This is a genomic window from Rhizobium sp. 11_C7_N12_5, assembly GCF_051811145.1.
GTDB lineage: Bacteria > Pseudomonadota > Alphaproteobacteria > Rhizobiales > Rhizobiaceae > Rhizobium > Rhizobium lusitanum.
Genome location: NZ_JBPWPY010000001.1, coordinates 1,936,430 through 1,961,370, shown reverse-complemented (window position 1 = coordinate 1,961,370; position 24,941 = coordinate 1,936,430). Strand labels below are relative to the sequence as shown.

General features: G+C 59.6%; 21 protein-coding genes. 12 read left to right on the top strand and 9 right to left on the bottom strand.

Annotated features, from left to right (window positions below):
* Nucleotides 1–38: 38 nt before the first annotated feature.
* Both AB8B29_RS09685 and AB8B29_RS09680 read right to left on the bottom strand, forming a co-directional pair.
* A complete protein-coding gene (locus AB8B29_RS09685; protein ID WP_037202795.1) occupies nt 39–1,142 on the bottom strand; it encodes an ABC transporter substrate-binding protein in 1,104 nt (367 codons plus the stop codon).
* A 186-nt stretch (nt 1,143–1,328) separates the two neighbouring features.
* Nucleotides 1,329–2,201 carry a MurR/RpiR family transcriptional regulator gene (locus tag AB8B29_RS09680; protein ID WP_037202794.1) on the bottom strand — a complete coding sequence of 291 codons (873 nt, stop codon included), beginning with the start codon at nt 2,199–2,201 and terminating at the stop codon, nt 1,329–1,331.
* Nucleotides 2,202–2,381: 180 nt separating this feature from the next.
* On the opposite strand from AB8B29_RS09680, the gene AB8B29_RS09675 reads away from it, so the two are divergent.
* The 5 genes from AB8B29_RS09675 to AB8B29_RS09655 all read left to right on the top strand — a co-directional run bounded on the left by AB8B29_RS09675 (nt 2,382) and on the right by AB8B29_RS09655 (nt 9,037).
* Nucleotides 2,382–3,149 (top strand): N-formylglutamate amidohydrolase, encoded by a 768-nt coding sequence (locus AB8B29_RS09675; protein ID WP_037202792.1) that lies wholly within the window; start codon nt 2,382–2,384, stop codon nt 3,147–3,149.
* A 127-nt stretch (nt 3,150–3,276) separates the two neighbouring features.
* A complete protein-coding gene (locus AB8B29_RS09670; protein ID WP_037202790.1) occupies nt 3,277–4,848 on the top strand; it encodes an amino acid permease in 1,572 nt (523 codons plus the stop codon).
* Between the two features lie 126 nt (nt 4,849–4,974).
* A complete protein-coding gene (locus AB8B29_RS09665; RefSeq protein WP_113119402.1) occupies nt 4,975–6,345 on the top strand; it encodes a glutamine synthetase family protein in 1,371 nt (456 codons plus the stop codon).
* Nucleotides 6,346–6,506: 161 nt separating this feature from the next.
* Complete coding sequence (locus AB8B29_RS09660; RefSeq protein ID WP_037202882.1) at nt 6,507–7,892, top strand: aldehyde dehydrogenase family protein; 1,386 nt, start codon at nt 6,507–6,509, stop codon at nt 7,890–7,892.
* Nucleotides 7,889–9,037, top strand: coding sequence for an iron-containing alcohol dehydrogenase (locus AB8B29_RS09655; RefSeq protein WP_037202786.1), 1,149 nt, complete (start codon nt 7,889–7,891; stop codon nt 9,035–9,037). Before AB8B29_RS09660 ends, AB8B29_RS09655 begins: the two co-directional genes overlap by 4 nt.
* Nucleotides 9,038–9,145: 108 nt before the next feature.
* On the opposite strand, the gene AB8B29_RS09650 is transcribed toward AB8B29_RS09655, so the two are convergent.
* Entirely contained in the window at nt 9,146–10,621 is a 1,476-nt protein-coding gene (locus tag AB8B29_RS09650) for a L,D-transpeptidase family protein (RefSeq protein ID WP_047639897.1), read from the bottom strand.
* A gap of 214 nt (nt 10,622–10,835) precedes the next feature.
* Here AB8B29_RS09650 and AB8B29_RS09645 point away from each other — a divergent pair, with 214 nt between their 5' ends.
* The 3 genes from AB8B29_RS09645 to AB8B29_RS09635 all read left to right on the top strand — a co-directional run bounded on the left by AB8B29_RS09645 (nt 10,836) and on the right by AB8B29_RS09635 (nt 12,518).
* Nucleotides 10,836–11,675 (top strand): DUF4432 family protein, encoded by an 840-nt coding sequence (locus AB8B29_RS09645; protein ID WP_037202783.1) that lies wholly within the window; start codon nt 10,836–10,838, stop codon nt 11,673–11,675.
* A gap of 73 nt (nt 11,676–11,748) precedes the next feature.
* Nucleotides 11,749–12,087: a TIGR01244 family sulfur transferase gene (locus AB8B29_RS09640; RefSeq protein ID WP_037202781.1), complete on the top strand. Its 339-nt coding sequence runs from the start codon at nt 11,749–11,751 to the stop codon at nt 12,085–12,087.
* Nucleotides 12,088–12,176: 89 nt separating this feature from the next.
* Nucleotides 12,177–12,518, top strand: coding sequence for a RidA family protein (locus AB8B29_RS09635; RefSeq protein WP_092574184.1), 342 nt, complete (start codon nt 12,177–12,179; stop codon nt 12,516–12,518).
* Nucleotides 12,519–12,557: 39 nt separating this feature from the next.
* Here AB8B29_RS09635 and AB8B29_RS09630 read toward each other — a convergent pair whose 3' ends face one another.
* The 4 genes from AB8B29_RS09630 to AB8B29_RS09615 are packed head-to-tail and all read right to left on the bottom strand — an operon-like array spanning nt 12,558 to nt 17,345.
* Nucleotides 12,558–14,216, bottom strand: coding sequence for a thiamine pyrophosphate-binding protein (locus AB8B29_RS09630; protein ID WP_092574183.1), 1,659 nt, complete (start codon nt 14,214–14,216; stop codon nt 12,558–12,560).
* Nucleotides 14,213–15,415: a CaiB/BaiF CoA transferase family protein gene (locus AB8B29_RS09625; protein WP_092574181.1), complete on the bottom strand. Its 1,203-nt coding sequence runs from the start codon at nt 15,413–15,415 to the stop codon at nt 14,213–14,215. The genes AB8B29_RS09630 and AB8B29_RS09625 overlap by 4 nt, the downstream gene beginning before the upstream one ends.
* An 18-nt stretch (nt 15,416–15,433) precedes the next feature.
* Nucleotides 15,434–16,393, bottom strand: coding sequence for a DMT family transporter (locus AB8B29_RS09620; protein WP_092574179.1), 960 nt, complete (start codon nt 16,391–16,393; stop codon nt 15,434–15,436).
* A gap of 19 nt (nt 16,394–16,412) precedes the next feature.
* On the bottom strand, nt 16,413–17,345 hold the full coding sequence (locus AB8B29_RS09615) for an alpha/beta fold hydrolase (protein ID WP_047558107.1): 933 nt from the start codon (nt 17,343–17,345) through the stop codon (nt 16,413–16,415).
* Between the two features lie 165 nt (nt 17,346–17,510).
* Here AB8B29_RS09615 and AB8B29_RS09610 point away from each other — a divergent pair, with 165 nt between their 5' ends.
* The 4 genes from AB8B29_RS09610 (at nt 17,511) to metF (ending at nt 22,152) form a co-directional block, all read left to right on the top strand.
* Complete coding sequence (locus tag AB8B29_RS09610; RefSeq protein ID WP_037202771.1) at nt 17,511–18,257, top strand: ribonuclease T2 family protein; 747 nt, start codon at nt 17,511–17,513, stop codon at nt 18,255–18,257.
* Between the two features lie 125 nt (nt 18,258–18,382).
* Nucleotides 18,383–20,032 carry an energy-dependent translational throttle protein EttA gene (ettA, locus tag AB8B29_RS09605; protein ID WP_037202770.1) on the top strand — a complete coding sequence of 550 codons (1,650 nt, stop codon included), beginning with the start codon at nt 18,383–18,385 and terminating at the stop codon, nt 20,030–20,032.
* A gap of 190 nt (nt 20,033–20,222) precedes the next feature.
* A complete protein-coding gene (locus AB8B29_RS09600) occupies nt 20,223–21,248 on the top strand; it encodes an ArsR/SmtB family transcription factor (RefSeq protein ID WP_047558106.1) in 1,026 nt (341 codons plus the stop codon).
* Nucleotide 21,249: 1 nt separating this feature from the next.
* A complete protein-coding gene (gene metF, locus AB8B29_RS09595; RefSeq protein WP_037202766.1) occupies nt 21,250–22,152 on the top strand; it encodes a methylenetetrahydrofolate reductase [NAD(P)H] in 903 nt (300 codons plus the stop codon).
* A 427-nt stretch (nt 22,153–22,579) separates the two neighbouring features.
* On the opposite strand, the gene AB8B29_RS09590 is transcribed toward metF, so the two are convergent.
* Together AB8B29_RS09590 and AB8B29_RS09585 are read right to left on the bottom strand one after the other, a co-directional pair.
* A complete protein-coding gene (locus AB8B29_RS09590) occupies nt 22,580–23,506 on the bottom strand; it encodes a DMT family transporter (protein WP_037202765.1) in 927 nt (308 codons plus the stop codon).
* A gap of 163 nt (nt 23,507–23,669) precedes the next feature.
* Entirely contained in the window at nt 23,670–24,914 is a 1,245-nt protein-coding gene (locus AB8B29_RS09585) for a lytic murein transglycosylase (protein ID WP_113119400.1), read from the bottom strand.
* Nucleotides 24,915–24,941 lie beyond the last annotated feature (27 nt).

Below are 24,941 nucleotides of genomic sequence, written 5' to 3'. Positions count from 1 at the left end.
ACCTCCCCGCCCAGGCGGGGAGGTCATGTCTGGTCTGATTACTGTACGTTCGAACCGACGACAGAATCCCACTTGGTGGTGATGGCGGCCTTGCCGGCAGCCTGCTCGTCGAGCGTCGGGAAGATAGCCTTTTCATAGGCAGCAGCCGGCGGCAGCTTGTCGAGAAGCTCCTGCGGAACCTTCTTGTTCTTCGCCAGATCGTTGAAGCGGATCGGGTGGCAATAGCCCTTCAGCCAGCCAATCTGGCCTTCGTCGGAATAGAGGAACTCCATCCAGAGCTTGGCAGCATTCGGATGCGGAGCGAAAGCCGAGATTGCCTGGACGTATACGCCTGCGATGACGCCCGAAGCCGGAACGGTGACGTCGACCGGCGGGTTGCCGTTCAGGCTGTCGCGCCATGCAAGACCGTTATAGTCCCATGCAACGACGATCGGGGTTGCGCCCTGAGCCAGCGATGCGGACTTGCCGATGACCGGAACGAAGTTGCCGGCCTTGTTGAGCTTGGCGAAGTAATCCAGACCGGCTTGGCCGGCCTTGGTTGCATCCTTCTCGCCGGCAGCGAGGCCAGCTGCGTAAACGGCCTGGACAGCCTGGTTCGAGGTGCGCGGGTCGCCGGCGAGCGAAACGGTGTTCGCATATTCCGACTTCTGCAGGTCGGCCCAATCCTTCGGCGGGTTCTTCACGACGTCCTTGTTGGTGACGAAGGAGAGAACACCGTAATAGTCGCCGTACCAGTAGCCTTCGGCATCCTTTGCGCTGTCCGGAATGGAAGCCCAGGTGGAAACCTTGTAGGGCTGCAGCAGGCCTTCCTTCTTGGCGGTCGGGCCGAAGGAGAGACCGACGTCGATCACGTCGGGAGCCTGCGGGCCGGTGTTGCCCTTGTTGGCGCGGATTGCTTCGACTTCATCGCCCGAACCGGCATCCGGATTCAGTTCGTTGACTTCGATGCCGTACTTTGCCTTGAATGCAGCGATCAGGTCGCCATAACCGCACCAGTTGTGGGGCAGGGCGATGGTGGTCAGCGTGCCTTCCTTCTTGGCGGCGGCGATGAGATCGGCGCTCGGTTCTGCGGCTGCGATGGCCGTCGAAGCGACGAGCATCGCGGTGGAGATTGTCAGAAGACGATGAATATTCGAAATCACTGCATTTCCTCCTTTGGGTTATCAGTGTCTGGCGTTGCTGTTAATGACGTTACGTGAAGGTTGTGTGACGGCATCAAAGCGTTGAGTTTGCTAAGAATGCGAAGGGTTTTGCTTTTAACGGTCAAGTATGACAGTCGCTGCAGTCCAACCGCCTCGCACCACGCAATTTTTTGCTTCCGTTTCCCTCTAACTTAGCTTCCGGAACAGTTTAGTTTGTTCGAAAAGACCCTCGAGCGTTTTCATGCGCTCGCTCGTCTCGTCCCATGTCGAACTTTGCACGGCCTCGATCAGAGCTTCGACGATGAAGAGCGTCACCACGGAAGAATCCCAGGCCGACGGCGCTTCAATCTGCACGCGAAACGTGTGTCTGGCATGCTTGGCGGCCGGTGTCGCCCACTGGTCGGTAAAGACGATGATCTCCGCGCCGCGGCGGCGCGCGGCGGCTGCCAGATTGACCATTTCCTGCTCGTAGCGACGGATGTCGAAGATCACGAGCAGATCGCCCGGATTCATGTTCAGGACATATTGCGGCCAGGCGCTGGAATTTGGAGAGAGCAGGGTCGTGTTGGGGCGAATGACCTGCATATGGGTGAAGAAATATTCGGCAAGAGCGCCTGTGATGCGGCCACCGACGAAATAGAGCCCGCGTTTGCGTTCGGATAGCAGGGCGGCCACGCTATCGAACGTCGCGGCATCGATATCGGAAAGCGTCTGGCGCAAATTGCCCATGATCGCATCGGCGAAACGATTGAGAATATGCGTGCCAGGCGCATTGGATGCCCAGCGATCATGCTTCGTCAGCGGGTTGGAGATGGTAGCCTCAACCTCCTGGTGGAGGTGAGACTGAAAATCGGGATAGCCCTTGTAGCCGAGTTTTTGCACCATGCGTGCGACGGTTGGCGTCGAGACACGTGCATTTTCGGCGACTGTCGTGATGCTGCCAAGCCCCGAAACGGGATAGTTGTCGAGCAAGCTCGTGGCAAGTTGCTTTTCGGCACGCGTCAGCGTGTCGAAACGCGCATTGATCACGTCAGAAACTGTCTTCGACGCATTGCTCACTCGATTTTTGCTCCCCGGGACGGTCTTATGCCGATCTCCTGCAAGGATATAACAACGCTGTCACATTTCGAGTCAATGTCACAAATGAAGAAATAATTTCAGTTTCCGGTTGACAGTGGTCAAAAGCTGAAGAATTCTTTTCTTTATAAAGATTTTATTAAGCGGCGATAAGGCCCCCCAATGCTCGCGCAGCAAGGCATTTTGACGGAAGCGGACGGCGATTGCGTTGCGGTCGAAAGACCGGATGGAAGCAGCGCGGTCTTCATCATTTGCGAACATGCCTCGCGCGCCTTGCCCGAGAAGTTCGGCGATCTCGGGCTTTCCATCGAGGCGCTTTCCAGCCACATCGCCTGGGATCCGGGCGCACTTGCGGTTGCAAGGAAGATGTCCGCGAGCCTCGATGCAACCTTGGTCTCTCAACGGTTCTCGCGGCTGATCTACGACTGCAACCGCCCGCCGGAAAGCGCCGGCGCCATGCCGGAAACCAGCGAAATCTATACCATTCCCGGCAATCAACATCTCGGTGAGATGGATCGCCAGGCGCGTACGGAAGCTCTCTATATACCGTTTCACGATCGAATTCGCTCGATGCTCAAGAAGAGGGCGGCACGCGGACAAGAAAACGTGATCGTGACGATCCACAGCTTTACGCCGGTCTATAATGGTCGGCAGAGGGCGGTTGAGCTTGGCATCCTTCATGATGAAGACCGTTGGCTGGCGGACCGCATACTGGACGCGGCGGCTAAGGCGCCGCTCTTTCACACGGAGCGCAACCAGCCTTACGGTCCGGAAGATGGTGTCACCCATACGCTGAAACTGCATGGGATCGCCAACGGCTTGCATAATGTAATGATCGAGGTCCGCAACGACCTGATCGGAGACGACGTCGGCCAAGGGGTCATGGCTGATTATCTGACAGGGCTCCTCCAGAGCAGTCTGGAAGCCTGAGCATAAAAAGAAAAAGACCCCGGGGAGCAGTTCAACTGCGATCAGGCCGCACGGCAAAATGCCGGCGGCTCACCTGACACATGGTTATCCGCAATTCCGCGGATAACCGGGATTTAGGGGGAATGACATGTCTGATTACACAGACTTAGACAAGAAACAGGATGTCCACATCCTGCACTCCATGGGCTATGCTCAGGAGCTGGAAAGGCGCATGAGTTCATTCTCGAATTTCGCCATTTCCTTCTCCATCATCTGCATTCTGTCCGGCGGCATCAACTCGCTCGCGCAGGCGACATCGGGCGCGGGCGGTGCTGCGATCGGTATCGGTTGGCCGCTGGGCTGCTTGATTTCGGGCGTTTTCGCGCTCTCGATGGCGCAGATTTCCTCGGCCTATCCAACGGCCGGCGGGCTTTATCACTGGGGCTCGATCCTCGGCAACCGGTTCACCGGCTGGCTGACGGCGTGGCTCAATCTTCTCGGCCTGATCACGGTGCTTGGCGCGATCAATGTCGGCACCTGGGGCTTCTTCAGCGGCTCCATCGCCGGATGGTTCGGCATTGCCGTCGATACCACGACTTCGGCGGGTTTTGCCAATCAGATCATTTTCGTCGCCGTCATCACCGGCCTGCAGGCGTTGATCAATCATTTCGGCATCAAGCTCACGGCAAAACTGACTGACATGTCCGGCTACCTGATCTTCGCCGCCGCGATTGCGCTGACCATCGTCTGCCTCATCGGGGTGAAGAGCTGGGACATCAGCCGCATCTGGACCTTCACCAACTACTCCGGCACGCCGGAAGGTGACGCCTCGGTTTGGCCGAAGACGGACAATGTCTGGTATATCTTCGCGCTTGGTCTGCTGCTGCCGATCTACACGATCACCGGTTATGACGCCTCGGCGCATACGTCCGAAGAGACCGTCAAGGCATCGAGTTCCGTGCCGCGCGGCATGGTCTCCTCGGTCTGGTGGTCGTCTTTCTTCGGCTATATCATGCTCCTCGCCTTCCTTCTGGCAATCCCGGACATGAATGAGGCGTCGAAGCAGGGCTGGAACGTCTTCTTCTGGACGATCAACGGCATCACCAATCCTGTCGTCGCCAACATCCTCTATGTTGCGATTTTCATCTCGCAGCTCCTGTGCGGCCTTGCGACAGTGACATCGGCATCGCGCATGATCTATGCCTTCTCGCGTGATGGCGGCCTGCCGTTTTCGAAGGCGCTCGCCAGCGTCAGCCCGAAGTTTCGCACACCTTCCGTCGCCATCTGGACGGCTGCGGTTCTTTCAGTGCTGTTCGTCTGGGGCGCTTCGCTTGTCACGATCGCCGGCTCTTCGGCCTACACCATCGTCGTGTCGTGCACGGTCATCTTCCTTTTCCTCTCCTTCGCCGTGCCGATCGTACTCGGCATCAAGGCGATTGGAACTGCGAAATGGCCGAAGATGGGGCCGTGGAACATGGGGATCGGCCTTTATAAGGTGGTCTCGGTTCTTGTCATCCTTGCCATGGCGATCATCTTCATCATCGGTGTGCAGCCCCCGAACGAATGGGCGCTTTATATCACCATCGGCTTCCTGGTCTTGACCGCGATCGTTTGGTTCGCCTTCGAAAAGCGTCGCTTCCAGGGGCCGCCGATCGGTGACATGATCGCAAAGCGTCAGGCCGATATCGCCGCTGCCGAACGGGCCGTCGGCGAGGTATGATCCTTATTCATCATCAATCCGGCGGGGCCGCTGTCGCGGCCCCATCCAACTCGGCGAGCGGCTTGGGGCAGTATGTCTCACAGCGCCGCCGGCCGATCACTCTTCTATCTTTCAGGCGGTTTAATTATGAGCACTAGCTATACGTTCGACGACCTCAAAAAGGATGTGGCCGAAGGGCGCATCGACACGGTTCTGGCATGCCAGGTGGACATGCAGGGCCGCCTGATGGGGAAGCGCTTCCAGGCCGAATTCTTCGTCGAGAGCGCCTGGAAGGAAACGCATAGCTGCAATTATCTTCAGGCGACCGATATCGAGATGGAGACCGTCTCCGGCTACAAGTCGACGAGCTGGGAGAAGGGCTATGGCGACTATACGATGAAGCCCGATCTGGCGACGTTGCGCCGGATCCCGTGGCTGGAAGGCACGGCGCTCGTCCTCTGCGACGTGCTCGACCATCATACGCATGAGGAAGTGGCTCATTCTCCGCGCGCCATTCTCAAGAAGCAGATCAAGCGCCTCGAGGCGATGGGCATGAAGGCCTACATGGCCTCGGAACTCGAATTCTTCCTGTTCGATCAAACTTACGATAGTGCCCGCGAGTCCGGATATCGCAACCTCAATCTCGTCAGCGGCTACAATGAGGACTACCACATCTTCCAGACCACCAAGGAAGAGGATGTGATGCGGGCGATCCGCAAGGGCCTGCAGGGCGCCGATATCCCTGTCGAAAACTCCAAGGGCGAAGCCTCGGCGGGCCAGGAGGAAATCAACGTCCGCTACGCCGATGCACTTGATATGGCCGACCGTCATGCGATCATCAAGAACGGCTGCAAGGAGATCGCCTGGTCGAAGGGTAAGGCCATCACCTTCCTGGCGAAATGGAACTACAGCGCCGCCGGCAGTTCCTCGCATATTCATCAGTCGCTCTGGAGCACCGACCGCAAGACGCCGCTGTTCTTCGACAAGGAAGAAGAACATGGCATGACGCCGCTGATGAAGCATTATGTCGCCGGTCTTTTGACGCATGCCAGCGAAATTACCTATTTCCTGGCGCCCTATATCAACTCTTACAAGCGCTTCGTCGCCGGCACCTTCGCCCCGACGAAGGCGATCTGGAGCACCGACAACCGCACGGCCGGTTATCGCCTGTGCGGCGCCGAGACCAAGAGCATCCGCATCGAATGCCGCGTCGGCGGCTCCGACCTCAATCCCTATCTCGCCTTTGCGGCGCTCATTGCTGCCGGCATCGACGGCATCGAGAACAAGCTGGAGCTGGAAGCGCCTTTCGTGGGAGACGCCTATGGTGCCCGCGAGGTTCGTGAAATTCCGCGTACCTTGCGCGATGCTGCGGTGGCGCTGACGAATTCGAAGATGTTGCGCGCAGCCTTCGGTGACGATGTGATCGATCACTACACCCGCGCTGCCGAATGGGAGCAGGAAGAGTACGATCGTCGCATCACGGATTGGGAAGTGGCGCGCGGATTCGAAAGGGCGTAAGGCTCTTTCGACCTGACTCCCACCCGATTTTCATTTTATAGTCGGGCAGGGCGCTGGGATGATCTGCGCACCCGCTTCTTCGCCTTTGAGCGATGGTGCGGGAGGCAGGTTGCGGAACATCCGGCAATCAAATTATTGATGATGAAAACAGGAATTCGATCATGACCATGATCACATGCGTCTCTCCGGTGAATGGAGAGGTTTATGCCGAGCGTCCGGCCTTGTCGCTGGATGCCGCCAAGGAAGCAGTGGCCCGCGCCCGCAAGGCGCAGAAGGAATGGGCCCGTCGCCCGCTGGAGGATCGTGTCCAGCTCGTGCTGAAGGGTGCCGCCCGGCTCAATGAGATGGCCGATGTGGTCGTGCCCGAGCTTGCCTGGCAGATGGGCCGACCGATCAAGTATGGTGGTGAGTATCGCGGTTTCAACGAGCGCTCCAACTATGTCGCGTCGATCGCCGCCGATGCGCTTGCGCCGCTGGTGGTCGAGGACAGCGCGAATTTCGCGCGGCGCATCGAACGCGAGCCGCAGGGCGTCGTCTTCGTCATCGCCCCCTGGAACTATCCTTATATGACGGCGATCAATACGATCGCGCCGGCGCTGATGGCTGGCAATACCGTCATTCTGAAGCACGCCAGCCAGACGCTGTTGGTCGGTGAGCGGTTGGTGCAGGCCTTCGTTGAGGCCGGCGTTCCCGCCGATGTTTTCCAAAACGTGTTCCTCGACCATGAAACGACCTCGGCGCTGATTGCCGCCGGCAGCTTCAATTTCGTCAATTTCACCGGCTCCGTCGAAGGCGGACGATCCATCGAACGCGCCGCCGCCGGCACCTTCACCAGCCTTGGCCTTGAGCTTGGCGGCAAGGATCCGGGCTATGTCATGGAGGACGCCGATCTCGACGCCGCCGTGGATACGCTGATGGACGGCGCCACCTACAATTCCGGTCAATGCTGCTGCGGTATCGAGCGCATCTATGTGCATGAATCGCTCTACGACGCCTTTGTCGAAAAGTCGGTTGCCTGGGTTTCGAACTACAAGCTCGGTAATCCCCTCGATCCGGAAACCTCGCTCGGGCCGATGGCGCACAAGCGCTTTGCCAAGGTGGTGCGCGAGCAGATCGCCGATGCGGTCGCCAAGGGTGCCAAGGCGCTGGTCGATCCCAAGCTGTTCCCGGCCGATGACGGTGGCGCCTATCTCGCGCCGCAGATCCTCGTCAATGTCGATCATTCGATGGCCTTCATGCGCGAAGAGACCTTCGGTCCGGCCGTGGGCATCATGAAGGTGAAGAGCGATGCCGAGGCGCTGGAGCTGATGAACGACAGCCCCTATGGCCTGACCGCCTCGCTCTGGACCAAGGATGTCGAGCGCGCATCGCGCATCGGCCACGATATCGAGACCGGCACCGTCTTCATGAATCGCGCCGACTATCTCGATCCGGCACTTTGCTGGACCGGAGTGAAGGAAACCGGCCGCGGCGGCTCGCTGTCGATTATCGGCTTCCACAATCTGACGCGTCCTAAATCCTATCACCTGAAGAAAGTAACAGCATGAGCACTATCTCAGCCAATTGGAGCTATCCGAACGCCTTCAAGCTCGGCCGCGGCCGGATCAAGGAGCTGGCGGACGCCTGCAAGAGCCTGGGCATGAAGAAGCCGCTCCTGGTCACCGATCGGGGGCTTGCTTCCATGGCGATCACCAAGACGGCTCTGGACATCCTGGAAGACGCGGGTCTCGGCCGCGCCATTTTCGCCGATGTCGATCCGAACCCGAACGAGAAGAATCTCGAAGCCGGCGTGAAGGCATTCAAGGATGGCGGTCATGACGGCGTCGTCGCCTTCGGCGGCGGTTCCGGTCTCGACCTCGGCAAGTGCGTCGCCTTCATGGCCGGTCAGACGCGGCCGGTATGGGATTTCGAAGATATCGGCGACTGGTGGACCCGCGCCAGCCTCGAGGGCATTGCCCCGATCGTGGCTGTACCGACCACGGCAGGCACGGGTTCGGAAGTCGGCCGCGCCAGCGTCATCACCAACTCCGCGACGCATGTGAAGAAGATCATCTTCCATCCGAAATTCCTGCCGGGCGTCGTCATCGCCGATCCGGAATTGACTGTGGGCATGCCGAAAGTCATCACCGCCGGCACCGGCATGGATGCGTTTGCTCATTGCCTGGAAGCCTATTCCTCGCCTTTCTATCACCCGATGTCGGCCGGCATCGCGCTGGAAGGCATGCGGCTGGTCAAGGAATTCCTGCCGCGCGCCTACAGGGAGGGAACAGACCTCGAAGCTCGCGCCAATATGATGAGCGCCGCCGCGATGGGCGCTGTCGCCTTCCAGAAGGGGCTCGGCGCCATTCATGCGCTGTCGCATCCCATCGGTGCCGTCTACAACACGCATCACGGCATGACCAATGCCGTCGTTATGCCGGCGGTCCTGCGCTTCAACCGGAAAACCATTGAAGACAAGATTGCGCGTGCCGCGGCCTACCTCGGCATTTCCGGTGGTTTTGACGGCTTCTACGACTACGTGCTGCAATTGCGCGCCGAACTTGGCGTCCCCGAAAGCCTTTCGGCTATGGGCATCGCGCCGGATCGGATCGATGAACTCTCGGCAATGGCGATTGAAGATCCAAGCGCCGGCGGCAATCCGGTGCCGATGACGCTGGAAAACACCAAGGCACTTTTCCGCGATTGCTTCTAGAACACCATCGACGCGCCGGAAGGGATCGCGACGCGTCGACCATTTTGTAGCTATAAAAAAGGCCGCCGGAAGATCGCCCGGCGGCCTTTTTGTTTGTTCTACCTGCGATCAATCGACGAATTCGACAACCACGCCGGGCTTGACCATCTTGGCGAGCTCGGTTGCGTCCCAATTGGTGAGACGAACGCAGCCGTGGCTCTGCGACTTGCCAATCTTCGAGGGTTCAGGCGTGCCATGGATGCCGTAGGTTGGCTTCGACAGGGCCATCCAGACGGTGCCGACCGGGCCGTTCGGACCAGGCGGGATGTCGAGGATCTTGTCGTTCGCGCCCTGCTTGAAGTTGATCTTCGGGTTGTATGTATAGCCGGGATTGAAGGCGACGCGCTCGACTGTGACCGTGCCGGAGGGCGATGGTGTGTCGGTCGAGCCGATGCTGGCCGGATAGGCCGCGATCAGCGTTCCGTTGGCATCATAGGCGAAAACCTGCTTGCGGCCCTTATCCGCAAGGATTTTTGCGACCGTACCGGTCTTGGCGGGGCCGGTATTGACGACCTTGATCGTGTTGCCCGGAACGGTGAAATCGACGCCTGGATTGAGCTCTTTCAGATAGCCTTCATCCATATGAAAGCGTTCCGCCAGCATTTCCGTCGTCGATGTATAGCCAAGCGACGGCATTTGAGCCTTTGCGGCATAGTCCTCGGGGATGGACGCGACATAGGGGCCAGCCGCGTCGGCAGCGGTAATCGTGTAGTTGATAATCGGCATGCCGCCGGACATGCGCAGCTGCTCTAGTATCCCGTCGGTGTTGTTCGGATCCAGCGTCTGGCCGGTCATCTGTTGATAGGCATAAACAGCCTTGGTGACGTTCGCGCCCATGCGGCCGTCGATCGCGCCCGGCGAGATGCCCTGGCGTGCGAGAAAGACCTCGAGCGCCGTGATCTCCGCCTTCGATTTGCCCTTGAGGGTAATGACCGGATCGGCCGGAGGCTTGCGGACGATATCCGGTGTCCCCTGCTGCGGGTCTATCGCTGCGTAGTCGTTGTCGCTCGGGTTGGTCTGACCTTGCTGGGTCTGCGCCTTCGTGCCCGGCAGCGGTTGGTTGTCGAGCGGCTCGCGCTGGATGTCGCCGTCGCGCGGAATGCCGCCGGTCACGACGTTGCGGTCCTGCTGATCAGAGCCATTGTAATTTCCGTAGCCATCGCTGCGATATTGACGATAGTCGCGATAGCCATCACCGTTGGAAGAAAGTTGCGTGTCGCCGTAACGGTTGCCGGCGCCATATCCGTTATCGCCATAGGCGTCACGAGCCGGCGCGCGCGGATAATAGGTGCTGGCCCGCATCTCCGTGGCAACCACGTTGCCATAGCTGTCGATGAGAACCCGCCTGCCGCGTCCATCGCGCGCCATGACGTAGCCGCCTGCGCCTTGATCTGGGTACTGATCCAGAATCCGGCCATCCGGGGTCACGAGAACGGTATTGTTGTTTCCGCTGCGATAGTATTGTGCCTGCGCGTCGGTGAGCGCAAGCATGGACACCGTGGCAGTCATTGCCAGGGAAAGGCTGAATTTCACGAACCCGTTCACGTCTGTCGAATCCTCGGATGTAGTTCGGCTGACACACACATGGCAATTTTGACGCCAGTATGGAGATTTAGTTTATCATGCTGAATAAAATATAAAAAATTGCGTGATCAAGGCTTCAAGTTAACATTCGGTAAGACAACTCACCGCTTATTCTCGCTGCGCTCCATCATGGGACGATGCTTGCGGGAGCGCCGATCAGGGAGGATTTTAGAAAATGATGGATTTTTCCGCGGCCAAGGGGCCAAAACTGACGTTGGACGAAAGCTCCGTGCTGGATATCGGCGCCTGCATCGTGGAGGGCAACAATCTTGCGCCCGGACGCGCCATTCCCGATGACGGCGATCCGCGCATCGATCATTCCCTGGAGGGCTTCCTCTTCACCTGCGGGCCGGATCACATTCGCCATCCAGAGTTGATGCCTGATAGTTTTGAGGGAAGACGTTATCCGCTGCATGGTTCGCTCTCTTCTCATCCGGCCAGGATTCTCTCGACCAAATTCGAGAACGGCAATGCCGAATGCCGCGCGGACATCGACGTCGTCACCGCTGAAGGCCGCACGGCAAGGCTGGAACGTCATTGGCGGATCGACGGTGCCACCGGCGAGGTTTCGCTTGCCGATCGTCTCGTCAATACGAGTACCGAGGCGATGCCCGTCTTCCTCATGTATCATATGAACATCGGTGGCAAATGGTTCGACGCCGGCACGCGCCTGTCGGGCCAGATGCTGGAGAATGGTGGCTTTCCTTGGACATTCGGCGAAGAACCCGGCGACATTTTCTGTGTGCCGGCGCTGGAGAAAGGCGAGGACTGGGCGGAGATCAGCCTCGGTCCGATCGCGGCGATCGGCGGCAAGACATTGAGGGTGCGCTTTGGCACCGACACGCTGCCTTTCCTGCAGGTTTGGCGCAATCAGCGTGCGCCGGCGCATGTTCTCGGCATCGAGCCGGTTTCGCATCGCTGGGTCTCGCGCGCGGAGCTGGAAGAGGCTGGTGAATTCAATATTCTTGAGCCCGACGAAGCCCGCAATTTCATGCTCAACTTTGCCTTTGTTTGAGGGTGTCGAGCGGTTGACGCTCGCCGTGGGGCGGCGTAGATCAAAGCCCTCGGTTTTAGAGAGGACATGAACCATGGATATCCGCCCGATCGATGATGAATACTCGGTGTCCGGCCAGATCACCGTAGAGGATCTCGACCAGATCAAGGCCATGGGTTTCAAGTCGATCGTCTGCCATCGCCCGGACGATGAAAGCCCGGACCAGACGCCGTTCTCAGCCATTGAAGCTCGCGCCAAGGAACTTGGCCTCGAGATCACCCATGTGCCTGTCGGCCCCATGGGCGTTACCGAAGAAGCCGTGCAGGGTATGGTCGATGCGCTGGACGAGTTTCCGCGGCCAATGCTCGGCTATTGCCGTTCCGGCGCGCGCTCGACGGCGATCTATCAGAAGACGCATCATATTCGCGGCTGAACGGGCGCATTCCCAATCTTGAGATTAAAGGGCAGGCCACCGGCCGTGCCTTTCCGTTACCTGTCGAAGAACAACATCAGGAGAAAACCATGAGCATCAAGCGTATCGACGTTGGCACCCGCATGAGCGGCGCTGTCATCCACGGCAACACCGTCTACCTCGCCGGCCAGGTTGGTGAAGGCGAAAGCGTCACCGATCAGTGCAAGTCGGCGTTGGCCGAAGTCGACCGCCTGCTCGCAGCAGCCGGCTCCAGCAAGTCGAAGATTCTGCAGACGCTCATCTACCTCTCCGATATTTCCTATTTCGCAGAAATGAATGCCGCCTGGGAAGCCTGGGTCGATCCGGCCAACACGCCGGCTCGCGCGACCAGCGAAGCCAAGCTCGCTGCACCGAAGTACAAGGTCGAATTCATCGTGACGGCCGCGCTCTAAGTCGACGCGGCGTGGTTTGGAAGGCCGGTGGGCTCGCGCTCACCGGCCTTTCGTTTGAGCGATTTCCGTCAGGGTGCGCGAGGGCGTGATCGCTTCCGGATCGAGCGCAATCTCGATGATCGCCGGTTTGCCGCTGGCACGGGCCCGCTCGAATGCCGGGCCGAATTCCTCCGTCGTCATCACCGTCTCGCCGTGGCCGCCATAGGCGCGGGCGAGGGCGGCAAAATCAGGGTTATTCAGTGCTGTGGCGCTGACACGGCCGGGATATTCCCGCTCCTGATGCATGCGGATGGTGCCGTACATGCCATTGTTGATGACCAGCGCGATCAGCGGCAAATCATATTGAACGGCAGTCGCGAATTCCTGGCCGTGCATCATGAAACAGCCGTCGCCGGCAAAGCAGATCACCTCGCGGTTCGGAAACAGCTGCTTGGCGGCGACCGCTGCCGGCAAGCCGTAGCCCATTGATCCCGAGGTGGGGGCCGCCTGGGTGTTGAAACGGCGGAAGCGATGGAAGCGATGCAGCCAGGTCGCATAGTTGCCAGCGCCGTTGGTGAAGATCGCATCATCAGCGGTATTGGCTTCGATCCAGTCCATGATGCGGCCCATGTGAACCGCACCGGGGCTTCTCTCCGGCGTCTTCGACCAGGCAAGATAAGCGGCATGCATGCGTTCGGTGCGTTCGCCCCAAGGTGTTTCGCTCGGTGCATCCAGATCGGCCAGCGCCGCGACGAAATCAGTGGGACTCGCACAGATCGCCAGATCTGGGCGGTAGACGCGGCCAAGCTCTGACGGGTCGGGATGGACGTGGACCAACTGCTGGCGCGGGTAGGGGATATCCACCAGCGTATAGCCGGAGGACGGCATCTCGGAGAGGCGCCCACCCAGAAGAATGAGCAGATCCGCCTCCTTGATTTCTTTGGCGAGCGCCGGATTGATGCCGATCCCAACATCGCCGACATAGTTCGGATGCAGATGATCGAACAGCATCTGGCGACGGAAGGAACAGCCGACCGGCAGGCTGAAACGCTCCGCGAATTGCCGGATGCCGGCAACCGCCTCCTCATTCCAACGTGTGCCGCCGAGAATGACCATCGGGCGTTCCGCCGCTATGAGGCGCCGATGAAGATCGGCGAGCTGACTGCGGGCGGGATATGCGGCGACAGGCATATATGGCTTGGCTTCCGGCGCTTCGACCTCGTCGCGGAGCATGTCCTCGGGCAGGGTCAGTACGACGGGGCCGGGACGCCCCGACGTCGCGACCGCGAAGGCACGGGTGACGAATTCCGGGATGCGGGCAGCATCGTCGATCTCGCCGACCCATTTCGCGAATTCGGTGAAGGCGCGGCGGAATTCCACTTCCTGGAAGGCCTCGCGCTCGCGGGCGTCGCGCTGAACCTGACCGATGAAGAGGATCATCGGGATCGAATCCTGCCGGGCGATATGCAGGCCTGCGGAGGCATTGGTTGCGCCAGGGCCGCGGGTGACCATGCAGATGCCCGGCTCTCCCGTCAGCCGGCCCCAGGCATCCGCCATCATCGCCGCACCACCCTCCTGACGGCAGACAAGCACCTTGATGTCGCTGTCATGCAGCGCATCAAGCACGGCAAGAAAGCTCTCGCCCGGCACGCAGGAAATACGCTCTACGCCATTGGCCTTCAAAGCTTCGACGATGAGTTGGCCGCCCGTTCGCTTCATATCTTCGCCTTTCCCTCCAGTTCGGCCAATTCGGCCAGAACCTCCTCCTGATGTTCGCCGAGGCGCGGGCTCGGCCGTGTATAGGTCAAGGGCGTCTCCGACAGAACGATCGGCGTCCGCACGCTTGGGATCATGGTGCCGACGCTGTCCTCGAGATCGATCCGCAAACCGCGCGACTTGATCTGCGGATCGGCGAACATGTCCTCGATCGTATTGATGGCGCCGGCCGGTACGGCATTGTCCTCGCAGGCCTTCAGCAGATCCGCCTTGTTCCAGGTCAGCGTCCTCACCGATATAAATGCCCGGACTTCGTTGCGGTGGGCGACGCGGGCCTTGTTGGTCGCATAGCGCTCGTCGTCGGCGTGGGCATCGATGCCGAGAATTGCGCACAGGCGGCGGAACTGCCCATCATTGCCCACAGCCAGAATGAGATAGCCGTCGGCGGTGGGAACGACCTCATAGGGCGAGATATTGGGATGGGCATTGCCGAGGCGCACGGGCGGTTTGCCCGATATCAGATAGTTCATGTTCTGATTGGCGAGCACGGCCGACTGCACGTCGAGAAGCGCCATATCGACGAGCTGGCCTTCACCGGTCTTGAGCGCATGGATCAGGGCGGCCTCGATTGCCGAGACCGCATAGATACCGGTGAAGATATCGGCAATCGCAACGCCTGCCTTCATCGGTTGGCCGTCGGGCTCGCCGGTGATCGACATGAAGCCGGATATGCCCTGGACGATGTAGTCATAGCCTGCCAGGCCGGCATAAGGCCCTGTCTGTCCGAAGCCCGTGATAGAGCAATAGACGATCCTCGGATTGATCCTTTTCAGGCTTTCGTAGTCCAGGCCGTATTTGACCAGGCCGCCGAGCTTGAAATTCTCGATCACGACGTCGGCCGTCTTCACCAGCCGGCGCACGAGCTCCTGACCCTCTGCGTTCTTGAGGTCGGCGACGATGGAACGCTTGCCGCGATTGGCCGAATGATAATAGGCGGCCGAGAGATTTTCGCCATCCTTGCCCTCGACAAAGGGCGGGCCCCATTGGCGCGTGTCGTCGCCGCCGTCGGGATTTTCCACCTTGATGACGTCGGCGCCGAGATCGGCCAGCATCTGCCCCGCCCAGGGGCCGGCGAGCACACGAGCAAGCTCGATGACTCGAATACCGGACAGCGGAGGTTTCTTGGTTTTCTGGTCTGTCATGTCGACCCGCTCTCTCGCTTAAGGCGTGAATGCTGTTGCAGATGTATCGGATACCGGCTTGGAAGCAAAGCGCCGCTCGCGCCAGAGAATGTAGAGCCCGGAGCCGATGATGATGAATATTCCGAGCCACTTGATCGCATCCGGAAAGTTGCCGAAGACCAGCCAGCCGAAGATCGTCGCCGAGACGATCTCGAAATATTGCAGGGGCGCAAGCGTCGAGGCTGGCACGGCACGATAGGCGTGTACGGTGAGGATGCCGGCGGCGGCGGCGCTGGCGCCGACGCCGAGCAGATAAAGCATGGCAATCAGGTCCGGCAGGACGGGGTCGAGGATGGCAGAACCAGTCGCACGGCCAATCGCAAGCAGGATCAGGCTGAAGCCGACGCCCCATATGCCCGTTTGAAACTGCATCGACCATGCATCCTCGCTATGGGAGACGACGCGCGTGATCATCACGTAGACGGCGATGCAGAGCGCGGTGACGACGGGCAAAAGCGCCACGAAACCGACCTCTTCGAAGCTCGGCTGGATGATCAGCATCGCGCCGAAAAAACCGACGGCGCAGGCCGTGTAGCGCCGCCAGCCGATGGTTTCCTTGAGGAAAATGCTGCTGAGAATGGTCAGCATCATCGGCTCGACGAAAAAGATGGCGATGGCATCGGCGACTTCCATGACCTGCAGCGTCGTCACGAACGAAACCATGGACAGCGTGAGCACGCCGGCGCGGATGGCATGCACGCCGCTGCGACGCCATGTCCATACGCCCCATTGTCCAAGCATGGCCATCATCGGCAGCGCAAAGAGCGATTGGAGGATGAAACGCGCGGCGGTGACTTCAGCCGGCGGAATGGTGGCTGCCGCGAGCTTGGAGAATATGTCGATGATCGGCGAGAGGACGACGGAGAGGAACATCATCAACAGGCCGAAGGTCAGCTCCGACTGCGGCAATCGAAGCGAGGTGCCGCTGCTGGCATTCATTGTAGAATTCCTTTGAGAATCAGTTCCTTGCCGTCACCTTCTCACACCAGTCGGCAAAGTCGGAAATGGCTTGGGCGGCGCCGATTTCGTTCAGCGTCTCGTGCCGCATGTCCGGATGGATCGCGGTTGTAATATGAGAGAAGCCGGCATTTTTCAAATGGTTTGACAGCCAGGAAATCGCTTTTCCGTTGTCGGTCGCGGGATCCTTGCCGCCTCCCGTCAGATGAATCGGCATGTCACGCCGCAGCCGGTCGAGATAGGTTTTCTGCGGGGCGCGAAAGCTGAGCTCGAATATGTCAAGCCAGAGCGAGACAGATGCATTGAAGCCGCAGAGCGGATCGGCGATGTACTTGTCCACCTGCTCGGGAACGCGCGAAAGCCAGTCGAACTCGGTGCGGCGGTTCGGGATGGATTTGCCCCAGGTAGCGAAGGTCAGTTTCGGCAACGGCCCGCTGGGGACGTCCGATCCTTTGAACATGCGCTCCGTCTTCAGGATGAGCTGGGCGGCGCGGCCGGCGAGGCCGGGATTGAAGTTGGAGTTCCAGACCGCGACGGCATCGAATTTGTCCGGATGCGTGACGACCGTGTTGAGGCTGATCAATCCTCCCATGGAGTGACCGAAGAGAATGATGGGCAGGCCGGGATGGGCCGTCGCGGCAAGCTCGCGCATGGCCAGCACATCAGAGATGACCTGCCCGACGCCGTTTCTTCGCGCGAAACGGCCGATTGGAGCGTCGGCAGCAATAGTCTCGCCATGGCCGCGATGATCATGGGCATAGACATGAAAGCCGCGCGCGGCCATGGCTTCAGCAAAAGCTGCGTAGCGGCGTGAATGTTCGGCAAGGCCATGAGATATCAGGAGGATGCCGCGTGCATCGCCTTTAGCCGGCGAATGATGATAGGCAATCGTCGCGCCCGTCGGGCTTTCCAGGCGTTGCGTCTCGGCGAACATGCATGGTTCCTCCCCATTTGGACGAAAGGTCATCATTCGGTTGATTGCAACGGATAACGATCGAAGCCCACAGAAATAAATCTTCGCAAGCCATGTGATTCAGGGTTGCATCTACTCAATCAAACTGCTTATTTGTTCCTATAATGTTCTAATTGGAGGCATGAAATGAAGCATTTGCTTCGGATATTTGCGGTTGTGCTCCTTTCGGCCGGAACGATCGCCAGCGCGGCGGCGCAGGAGCAGAGCAGAGGGCGGACGCGCTTTATACTGGCGGCGAGCTGGGAGCCGGCGTTTTGTGCGACGAACCAGAAGAAGGCGGAATGCCGGAACCAATCGTCGAACAACTATGACGCCACAAATTTCTCGCTGCACGGCCTCTGGCCGATGCGGCAGGAATATTGCGACGTTTCGGACGATTTGAAACAGGCCGACCGCAGCAGCGATTGGAAGGATCTACCGGCGGTTCAGCTGTCGCAGGAAGTCAAGGCAAAGCTCGACAAGGTCATGCCGGGCACCCAGTCCGGCCTCGAACGCCATGAATGGATCAAGCACGGCACATGCACGAAGCTCAGCGCCGATCAGTTTTTCTCGACCGCTGCCGGTTTGATCGCCGAACTCAATGCATCGGCCGTGCGCGATCTTTTCGCTGAGAATATCGGCAAGGAGCTGGATGCCGAAACCATCAAGGCCGCCTTCGACCAGAGCTTCGGCGAGGGTGCCAATGCGCGCATCAAGATGAGCTGCCGCCGGGTCGGCAATACCAGGATGATTTCGGAATTGACGATCGGCCTCTCCGAAGATGCGATCGATCCGCAGCAGGGTGGCGAGCCACGGCTTGGCAAACTGATCCAGGGTGCCGGCAGCACGTCGTTCGGGTGCGATCGCGGCGTGGTGGATGCGGCCGGTTTCTGAGGAAATACGGGCTTTATGACTCGGATAATGCCCTCGGACAAGGTTTCGCCGTTGCCCGAGGGCGGGGTTTCGCCTACATAGCGGCACAATTCACAATGTTGTTCGCCCGTGGAGTAACCCAAGCTATGGCACGTCAGTTCATTTATCATATGGCCGGTCTGAATAAGGCCTATGGCGCCAAGAAAATTCTCGAGAATATCCATCTCTCCTTCTACCCCGATGCCAAGATCGGTATTCTCGGTCCGAACGGTGCAGGTAAGTCGACTGTGCTGCGGATCATGGCCGGTCTCGATAAGGAGTATACCGGCGAGGCCTGGCTGGCCGAGGGTGCCACCATCGGCTATTTGGCGCAGGAGCCGCAGCTCGATCCGGCGAAGACGGCGCTCGAAAACGTCATGGAAGGCGTTGCGGCGAAGACTGACGTCCTCAATCGTTACAACGAACTGATGATGAACTATTCCGACGAGACGGCGGAAGAGGGCGCTAAGCTCCAGGACATCATCGACAGCCAGAATCTCTGGGACCTGGAAAGCCAGGTTGAGATGGCAATGGATGCGTTGCGCTGCCCGCCTGGCGATGCCGACGTCACCAAACTCTCCGGCGGCGAACGCCGTCGTGTGGCGTTGTGCAAGCTGCTGCTGTCGCAGCCGGACGTGCTGCTGCTCGACGAACCGACTAACCATCTCGACGCCGAAACCATCGCCTGGTTGGAAAAGCATCTGCGTGCCTATCCGGGCGCCGTGCTGATGATTACCCACGATCGCTACTTCCTGGATAACGTCACCGGCTGGATCCTCGAACTCGACCGCGGTCGCGGCATTCCCTACGAAGGCAACTACTCCTCCTACTTGCTGGCGAAGGCGAAGCGCATGCAGCAGGAAGGTCGCGAAGAGGCCGGTCGCCAGAAGGCGATCGCTCGCGAACAGGAGTGGATCGCTTCCAGCCCGAAAGCCCGCCAGTCGAAGTCCAAGGCCCGTATCCGCGCTTATGACGAGTTGGTCGATGCCGCCGAGAACCAGCGTCCCGGCGATGCGCAGATCATCATTCCGGTCGGTGAGCGTCTCGGACAGGTGGTCATCGAGATGGAAGGCATCAACAAGGGTTATGGCGACCGGATGTTGATCGAAGGTCTGTCGCTGAAGCTGCCGCCGGGCGGTATCGTCGGCGTTATCGGTCCGAACGGCGCCGGCAAGACGACGCTTTTCCGCATGATCACCGGCCAGGAAAAGCCGGATAGCGGCAGCATCCGCATCGGCGACAGCGTTCATCTCGGCTATGTCGACCAGAGCCGTGACGCACTCGATGGCGGCAAGACCGTCTGGGAAGAGATCTCCGGCGGCGCCGAAGTCATCAAGCTCGGCAAGTATGAAATGAATTCGCGCGCTTATTGCGCGACCTTCAATTTCAAGGGCGGCGACCAGCAACAGAAGGTCGGCAACCTCTCGGGCGGCCAGCGCAACCGCGTGCATCTTGCCAAGATGCTGAAGGCCGGCGGCAACGTTCTGCTGCTCGACGAACCGACCAACGACCTTGATACGGAAACGCTTGGCGCTCTCGAGATCGCGCTTGAAAACTTTGCCGGTTGCGCCGTCATCATCAGCCACGATCGCATGTTCCTTGATCGTCTGGCCACGCATATCCTCGCTTTCGAAGGCGATAGCCATGTCGAATGGTTCGAAGGTAACTTCGAGGATTACGAACAGGACAAGATGCGCCGTCTCGGCGTTGACAGCATCAATCCGAGCCGCGTCACCTATAAGCGCCTGACGCGATAAGCTTCTGCTTTTGCTCTTCGAAAACCCCGGCTTGACCGGGGTTTTTGTTTATCTCGCGCCGGCATTCGGTGTTCCGTTTTCGGCAGAAACTAACAGATTTCCGACGTCAAACCGCGTCGGCGATCGTTTGGCTCTTGCAGAACGCGCCCAAATCACATAAAGATATCTTTATATCTTGATTGGGTGTGGAATGACTGATGTTGTGAAGCTCGGCTTGGATGAGGTTGTGGACGTGCTGAAAGCCGTCGGCGAGCCCACGCGGCTGCGGCTGCTGGCACTCCTTGCCGCCGGCGATCTGACAGTCACCGATCTTACCGAAATTCTCGGCCAATCACAGCCCCGCATTTCGCGGCATCTGAAACTGCTTGGAGAAGCGGGCCTGATCGACCGCTATCAGGAGGGCGCCTGGGCCTATTTCCGCCTGAAGCAGGACGGCAAGGCGGTGATGATGGCACGAACGCTTCTGCGCCATACGGCGGAGAAGGATTCCGTGCTGTTGCGCGACGGGGAGCGACTTGCTTCCGTGAAGCGCATTCGCGCCGAGCGCGCGCAAGCCTATTTCAGCCGGAATGCTGCCGAGTGGGATGAGCTGCGCCGTCTGCATGTCGCCGATGAGGATGTCGACAAGGCGCTGATCGAATTGATAGGCCCGCAGCCGATCGATTCCTTTCTCGATCTCGGTACCGGCACGGGCCGGATGTTGCAGCTGTTGGCAGGTCACTATCGCCGCGCCATCGGCATCGATGCCAGCCGCGACATGCTGGCCGTAGCCCGCGCCAATCTCGACCGTTCCAACATCATGGCCGCGTCGGTGCGTCAGGGCGATATTTTCAACCTGCCGCTCGAGCAGCAGGATTTCGATCTGATCACCATTCACCAGGTACTGCATTTCCTTGATCAGCCGCAGATCGCGGTTGCGGAAGCGGCGCGAATGCTGCGGCCCGGCGGTCGGCTTGCCATCATCGATCTCGCGCCGCACGGGCTGGAATATCTGCGCGATGAGCATGCGCATCTGCGTCTCGGTTTCTCGCATCAGACCATATCCGATTGGCTGAAATTGGCCGGGCTCGATGTCGAGCAGGTACAGGACCTTCATTCGGGGAGGGAAAGCGGTCAGGCGTTGACAGTCACGATCTGGCTGGCGCGCGACCCGCGGTTGCTGATGGCAGCCGAGCAGGACCGCCAATCGTCCCCCATTCTTGCCGGGAGAGTTTGACATGTCTTCTAAATCCGAAAATGGCCAGGGCGGTATCCGCATTTCCTTCGAGTTCTTCCCGCCAAAGTCGGAAGAAGCCGAGCAGCAGCTATGGAATACGGTTTCGGAATTGAGCGAATGGGAGCCGGAATTCGTTTCTGTGACATATGGAGCGGGCGGATCGACCAAGGCGCCGACGCTCTCGGCCGTTCGAAAGATGATCCATGAGACGCCGTTCACGACTGCTTCGCATCTGACTTGCGTCGGTGCGACGCGCGAGGATACGCATCGGGTGATCGACGAATTTCTCGCCACCGGCGTCCGCCGTTTCGTCGCCCTGCGCGGCGACCCGCCGGGCGGTGTCGGTTCCGCCTACCAGCCGCATCCGGGCGGCTATGCCAATGCCGCCGAACTGGTGACCGCGCTGCGTGAGCGGGGGGATTTCGATATTTCCGTATCGGCCTATCCGGAAAAGCATCCGGAGAGCCGCGATACCGTAGCCGACATCGATATGCTGAAGCGCAAGGCTGACAACGGCGCAGACCGCGCCCTGACGCAGTTCTTCTTCGATAATGATGCCTTCGAGCGCTATCATGATCGCGTTCGCGCAACCGGCATCAAGATCCCGGTCGTGCCGGGCATCATGCCGATCCAGAACCTGACGCAACTGAAGCGCTTTGCCGGTGCCTGCGGTACCAGCATTCCGTCCTGGCTCGATGAACGTTTCGATGGTCTCGACGAAAATACCGATGAGCGCGCCAAGGTCGCGGCCGATGTCGCCGCCGAACAGATCCAGGATCTGATGCGTCGCGGCATTCACGAGTTTCATCTCTATACGATGAACCGCTCGCCTCTCGTTTCTGCCGTCCTCGAGCGGCTGGGCCTCCAGCGCAAGGTGGATGCTCGGGCGGGCGCTGCCGCCTAAGGTTGCCACACAACACATGAAAAAGCGCATGTCCCTCCCGGGCATGCGCTTTTTTAATGGAATAGTCGTTTTGTTAGCTTTTCGGAGTTCGGTCGCCTGCGGTGATCGTCATGCCGTTAGATGAAAAGCATCGTTACGACGAAAATGAAGGCCGCACCAACCACTAGGACGTTGATGGATCGCGTCAATCCCATGTCTTCCTCCTCAGTCAGCCGTTAAATTTTATGTCGATAATGTGTCGCTTGGAAAGAGAATTCGATGCTGCGGCGCGGTATCCGGTTGGCGTTTTGATTCATGGTTTCGCCTTAGCGAATTGATTTCATTAAATAAATCTCCCTTGTTTGCCGCCTGGCCCGCTGTGAATAAGTGTTAACGCATACCTATTCCCAACGCCGTGTATGACTTATTTCGGGTGGAGGGGTGCGGATTATGCCGCGCCGGCGCGCATGCCATGCCTTATCCATGCGTAGGTGCGGCCATCAAGGATGAGCAAGCCCAGCGCGATGAGCATCATGCCGGCGATCTCGGTGAAGCCGAGCCGTTCACCCAGGAAAAGAAAGCCGAGCAGCATAGCGCTTGGCGGTACCAGGAGGGTGACAAGCGAGGCGTTCGTCGCGCCGGCAAGCGCCATGATGCGAAAATAGAGGATGTAGGCGAAAGCGGTCGATAGCAGGGCTAGCCCTAGAATGGCTGCTATCGCGGCGGCCGGCGGTGTCGCCAGCATCCAAGGCTGGTCTATGACCAGGGCGACCGGCAACATGATGAGCGAGGAGCCGGTCAGCTGGCCAGCCGCGACGACGGGCGGCGCGATGCCTTTGAAGCGCTTGGCGTAAATCGCCGCGAAGCCATAGGAAATTGCCGCGATGATCGGCAGCAGCAGCGCCCAGAAGGGCACAGAAGCGCTGTTGGTCACGCTTGGCGCGAGCAGGATGACCGTGCCGACGAGCCCGGCGAGGCAGCCGGCCAGCTTGGCCGATGTCAGCCGCTCGTCCGTCGTCAACTGATTGCCGATCAGGACCGTCCAGATCGGTGTGGTTGCGTTGAGGATAGAGGCAAGTCCCGCTCCCATCTCTGTCTGGCCGAAGAAGATCAATGTGTGCGGTACCGCATTGTTGATGAGGCCGAGCATCAAGAATTGCCGCCAATGGCTCCGCAGCACCTGATAGATCCCGAAACGGCCAGCGAGATAGACATGCAACGCCACCGCTGCCAGCGACAATCGCAGAAGGACGAGGGTGAAGGGTGGGACATGGTGAACGGCAATACGGGCAAAGAAGAACGACCCACCCCAGATCAGCCCGAGCAATAGCAGCAGGCCCCAGGTGAGTGCACTCATTCGGTTTTCGCTGTCCATCGCCGTTCATCCCGTTTCGGCTCATGTAAACCGGGAGAGAGCGGGGGTTCCACCCGTTTCCTGCGACACCGGGCAGAATGGGTTTCTCTGAGCGTTCGGGGAGAGAGGAGCTCAATTAAAAAGGCGGCTTGCGGCCGCCTTTTTGATAGGGAAGCAGGAAAACTCAGAGTGCGCCGAGAAGCGCCGAAGTCGCCCAGCCATCGGCCGGCATGCCGAGGCGGAACTGTTCCTTCTGAATGGCGATGCGCGTGCCGGAGCCGAGAATGCCGTCGATCTTGCCGACATCGTAGCCGCGCGCCACAAGCTTGGTCTGAAGCGCCTTCATATCGACATCGTTCAGGCCCGGTTCCGGCGTGCCCTTGTTATAAGGCGGAGCACCGGCGAAACGGGTGGCGAAATAGGCGGCGGAGGTCGTGTAGATGAACGACTGGTTCCATCCGAGATAGGCGTTGTAGTTCGGATAGGTCAGGAAAGCCGGACCCTTGCGGCCCTGCGGCAGGATGAGGGCGGCCGGCAGCGAGCCGAAACTTGTGTTGCCGTCGCGCGGCTTGACGCCGAGCTGGAACCAGTCGGCGGCGGTGAGCGTGCCGCCGATGCCGGATTTCTCCCAGGGCAGATTATCCGGCACGGTTACTTCCTGCAGCCAGGGCTGACCGCGCTGGAAGCCGAGATGCTGGAGGAATCTTGCCGTCGTTAGAATGACGTCGGGCGCGCTTGTCTTCAAGTTGACGTGGCCATCGCCATCGCCATCGGTGCCGTACGCGATGATATCAGGCGGCAGCATCTGCGTCTGGCCGATTTCGCCGGCCCATGCACCTGTCGTGGTCTCCGGGTCGACATCGCCGCGCTGCACCAATTCGATCAGCGCGATCAGACGCGGACGGAAGAAGTCCGGCCGACGGCAGTCATGCGCGAGGGTGACAAGCGCGTTGCGGGTGTTGAAGTTGCCCTGAACGGCGCCGAAGTCGGTTTCCATCGCCCAGAAGGCTGTGATGACGCCGGGGGCGACGCCGTAGTCTTTTTCAGCCTTTGCAAAGACGTCGGCATACTGCTTCATCTTCTGGCGACCGATATCCAGGCGACCCTGGCTGACGGTGCGCTGCGAGAATTCGAGGAAGGTCTGGCGGAATACGCCCTGACCACGGTCCATGGAGAGAACCTTGGGATCGATCTGCGCGCCAGCCAAGGTCCTGTCGGCCGCCGCGGCATCGGCGCCGGCTGCAATCGCTTCGGCCTTCACACCAGCCAGGAAGGGTGCAAGATCACCGCCGCAAGCCACCTTGGGAGCGCTGACGCCATCCGTGCTCGGTGCGGCGGCTGGGGCCGCGCTCTGAGCCATCGCCGCGCCGGTTATGGCTGAGGCGAAGATCAACGCGAGTGCGTTGCGTCGAATGGTGTAACGGTCCATGGGCGATCCTCTCTAGTGATAGAATAG

Bases quoted from the DNA above. Each gene is read 5' to 3' on its own strand.
- AB8B29_RS09675 (WP_037202792.1), top strand. From the start codon at position 2,382: ATGCTCGCGCAGCAAGGCATTTTGACGGAAGCGGACGGCGATTGCGTT.
- AB8B29_RS09670 (WP_037202790.1), top strand. From the start codon at position 3,277: ATGTCTGATTACACAGACTTAGACAAGAAACAGGATGTCCACATCCTG.
- AB8B29_RS09665 (WP_113119402.1), top strand. From the start codon at position 4,975: ATGAGCACTAGCTATACGTTCGACGACCTCAAAAAGGATGTGGCCGAA.
- AB8B29_RS09660 (WP_037202882.1), top strand. From the start codon at position 6,507: ATGACCATGATCACATGCGTCTCTCCGGTGAATGGAGAGGTTTATGCC.
- AB8B29_RS09655 (WP_037202786.1), top strand. From the start codon at position 7,889: ATGAGCACTATCTCAGCCAATTGGAGCTATCCGAACGCCTTCAAGCTC.
- AB8B29_RS09645 (WP_037202783.1), top strand. From the start codon at position 10,836: ATGATGGATTTTTCCGCGGCCAAGGGGCCAAAACTGACGTTGGACGAA.
- AB8B29_RS09640 (WP_037202781.1), top strand. From the start codon at position 11,749: ATGGATATCCGCCCGATCGATGATGAATACTCGGTGTCCGGCCAGATC.
- AB8B29_RS09635 (WP_092574184.1), top strand. From the start codon at position 12,177: ATGAGCATCAAGCGTATCGACGTTGGCACCCGCATGAGCGGCGCTGTC.
- AB8B29_RS09630 (WP_092574183.1), bottom strand. From the start codon at position 14,216: ATGAAGCGAACGGGCGGCCAACTCATCGTCGAAGCTTTGAAGGCCAAT.
- AB8B29_RS09625 (WP_092574181.1), bottom strand. From the start codon at position 15,415: ATGACAGACCAGAAAACCAAGAAACCTCCGCTGTCCGGTATTCGAGTC.
- AB8B29_RS09620 (WP_092574179.1), bottom strand. From the start codon at position 16,393: ATGAATGCCAGCAGCGGCACCTCGCTTCGATTGCCGCAGTCGGAGCTG.
- AB8B29_RS09615 (WP_047558107.1), bottom strand. From the start codon at position 17,345: ATGTTCGCCGAGACGCAACGCCTGGAAAGCCCGACGGGCGCGACGATT.
- AB8B29_RS09610 (WP_037202771.1), top strand. From the start codon at position 17,511: ATGAAGCATTTGCTTCGGATATTTGCGGTTGTGCTCCTTTCGGCCGGA.
- ettA (WP_037202770.1), top strand. From the start codon at position 18,383: ATGGCACGTCAGTTCATTTATCATATGGCCGGTCTGAATAAGGCCTAT.
- AB8B29_RS09600 (WP_047558106.1), top strand. From the start codon at position 20,223: ATGACTGATGTTGTGAAGCTCGGCTTGGATGAGGTTGTGGACGTGCTG.
- metF (WP_037202766.1), top strand. From the start codon at position 21,250: ATGTCTTCTAAATCCGAAAATGGCCAGGGCGGTATCCGCATTTCCTTC.
- AB8B29_RS09590 (WP_037202765.1), bottom strand. From the start codon at position 23,506: ATGGACAGCGAAAACCGAATGAGTGCACTCACCTGGGGCCTGCTGCTA.
- AB8B29_RS09585 (WP_113119400.1), bottom strand. From the start codon at position 24,914: ATGGACCGTTACACCATTCGACGCAACGCACTCGCGTTGATCTTCGCC.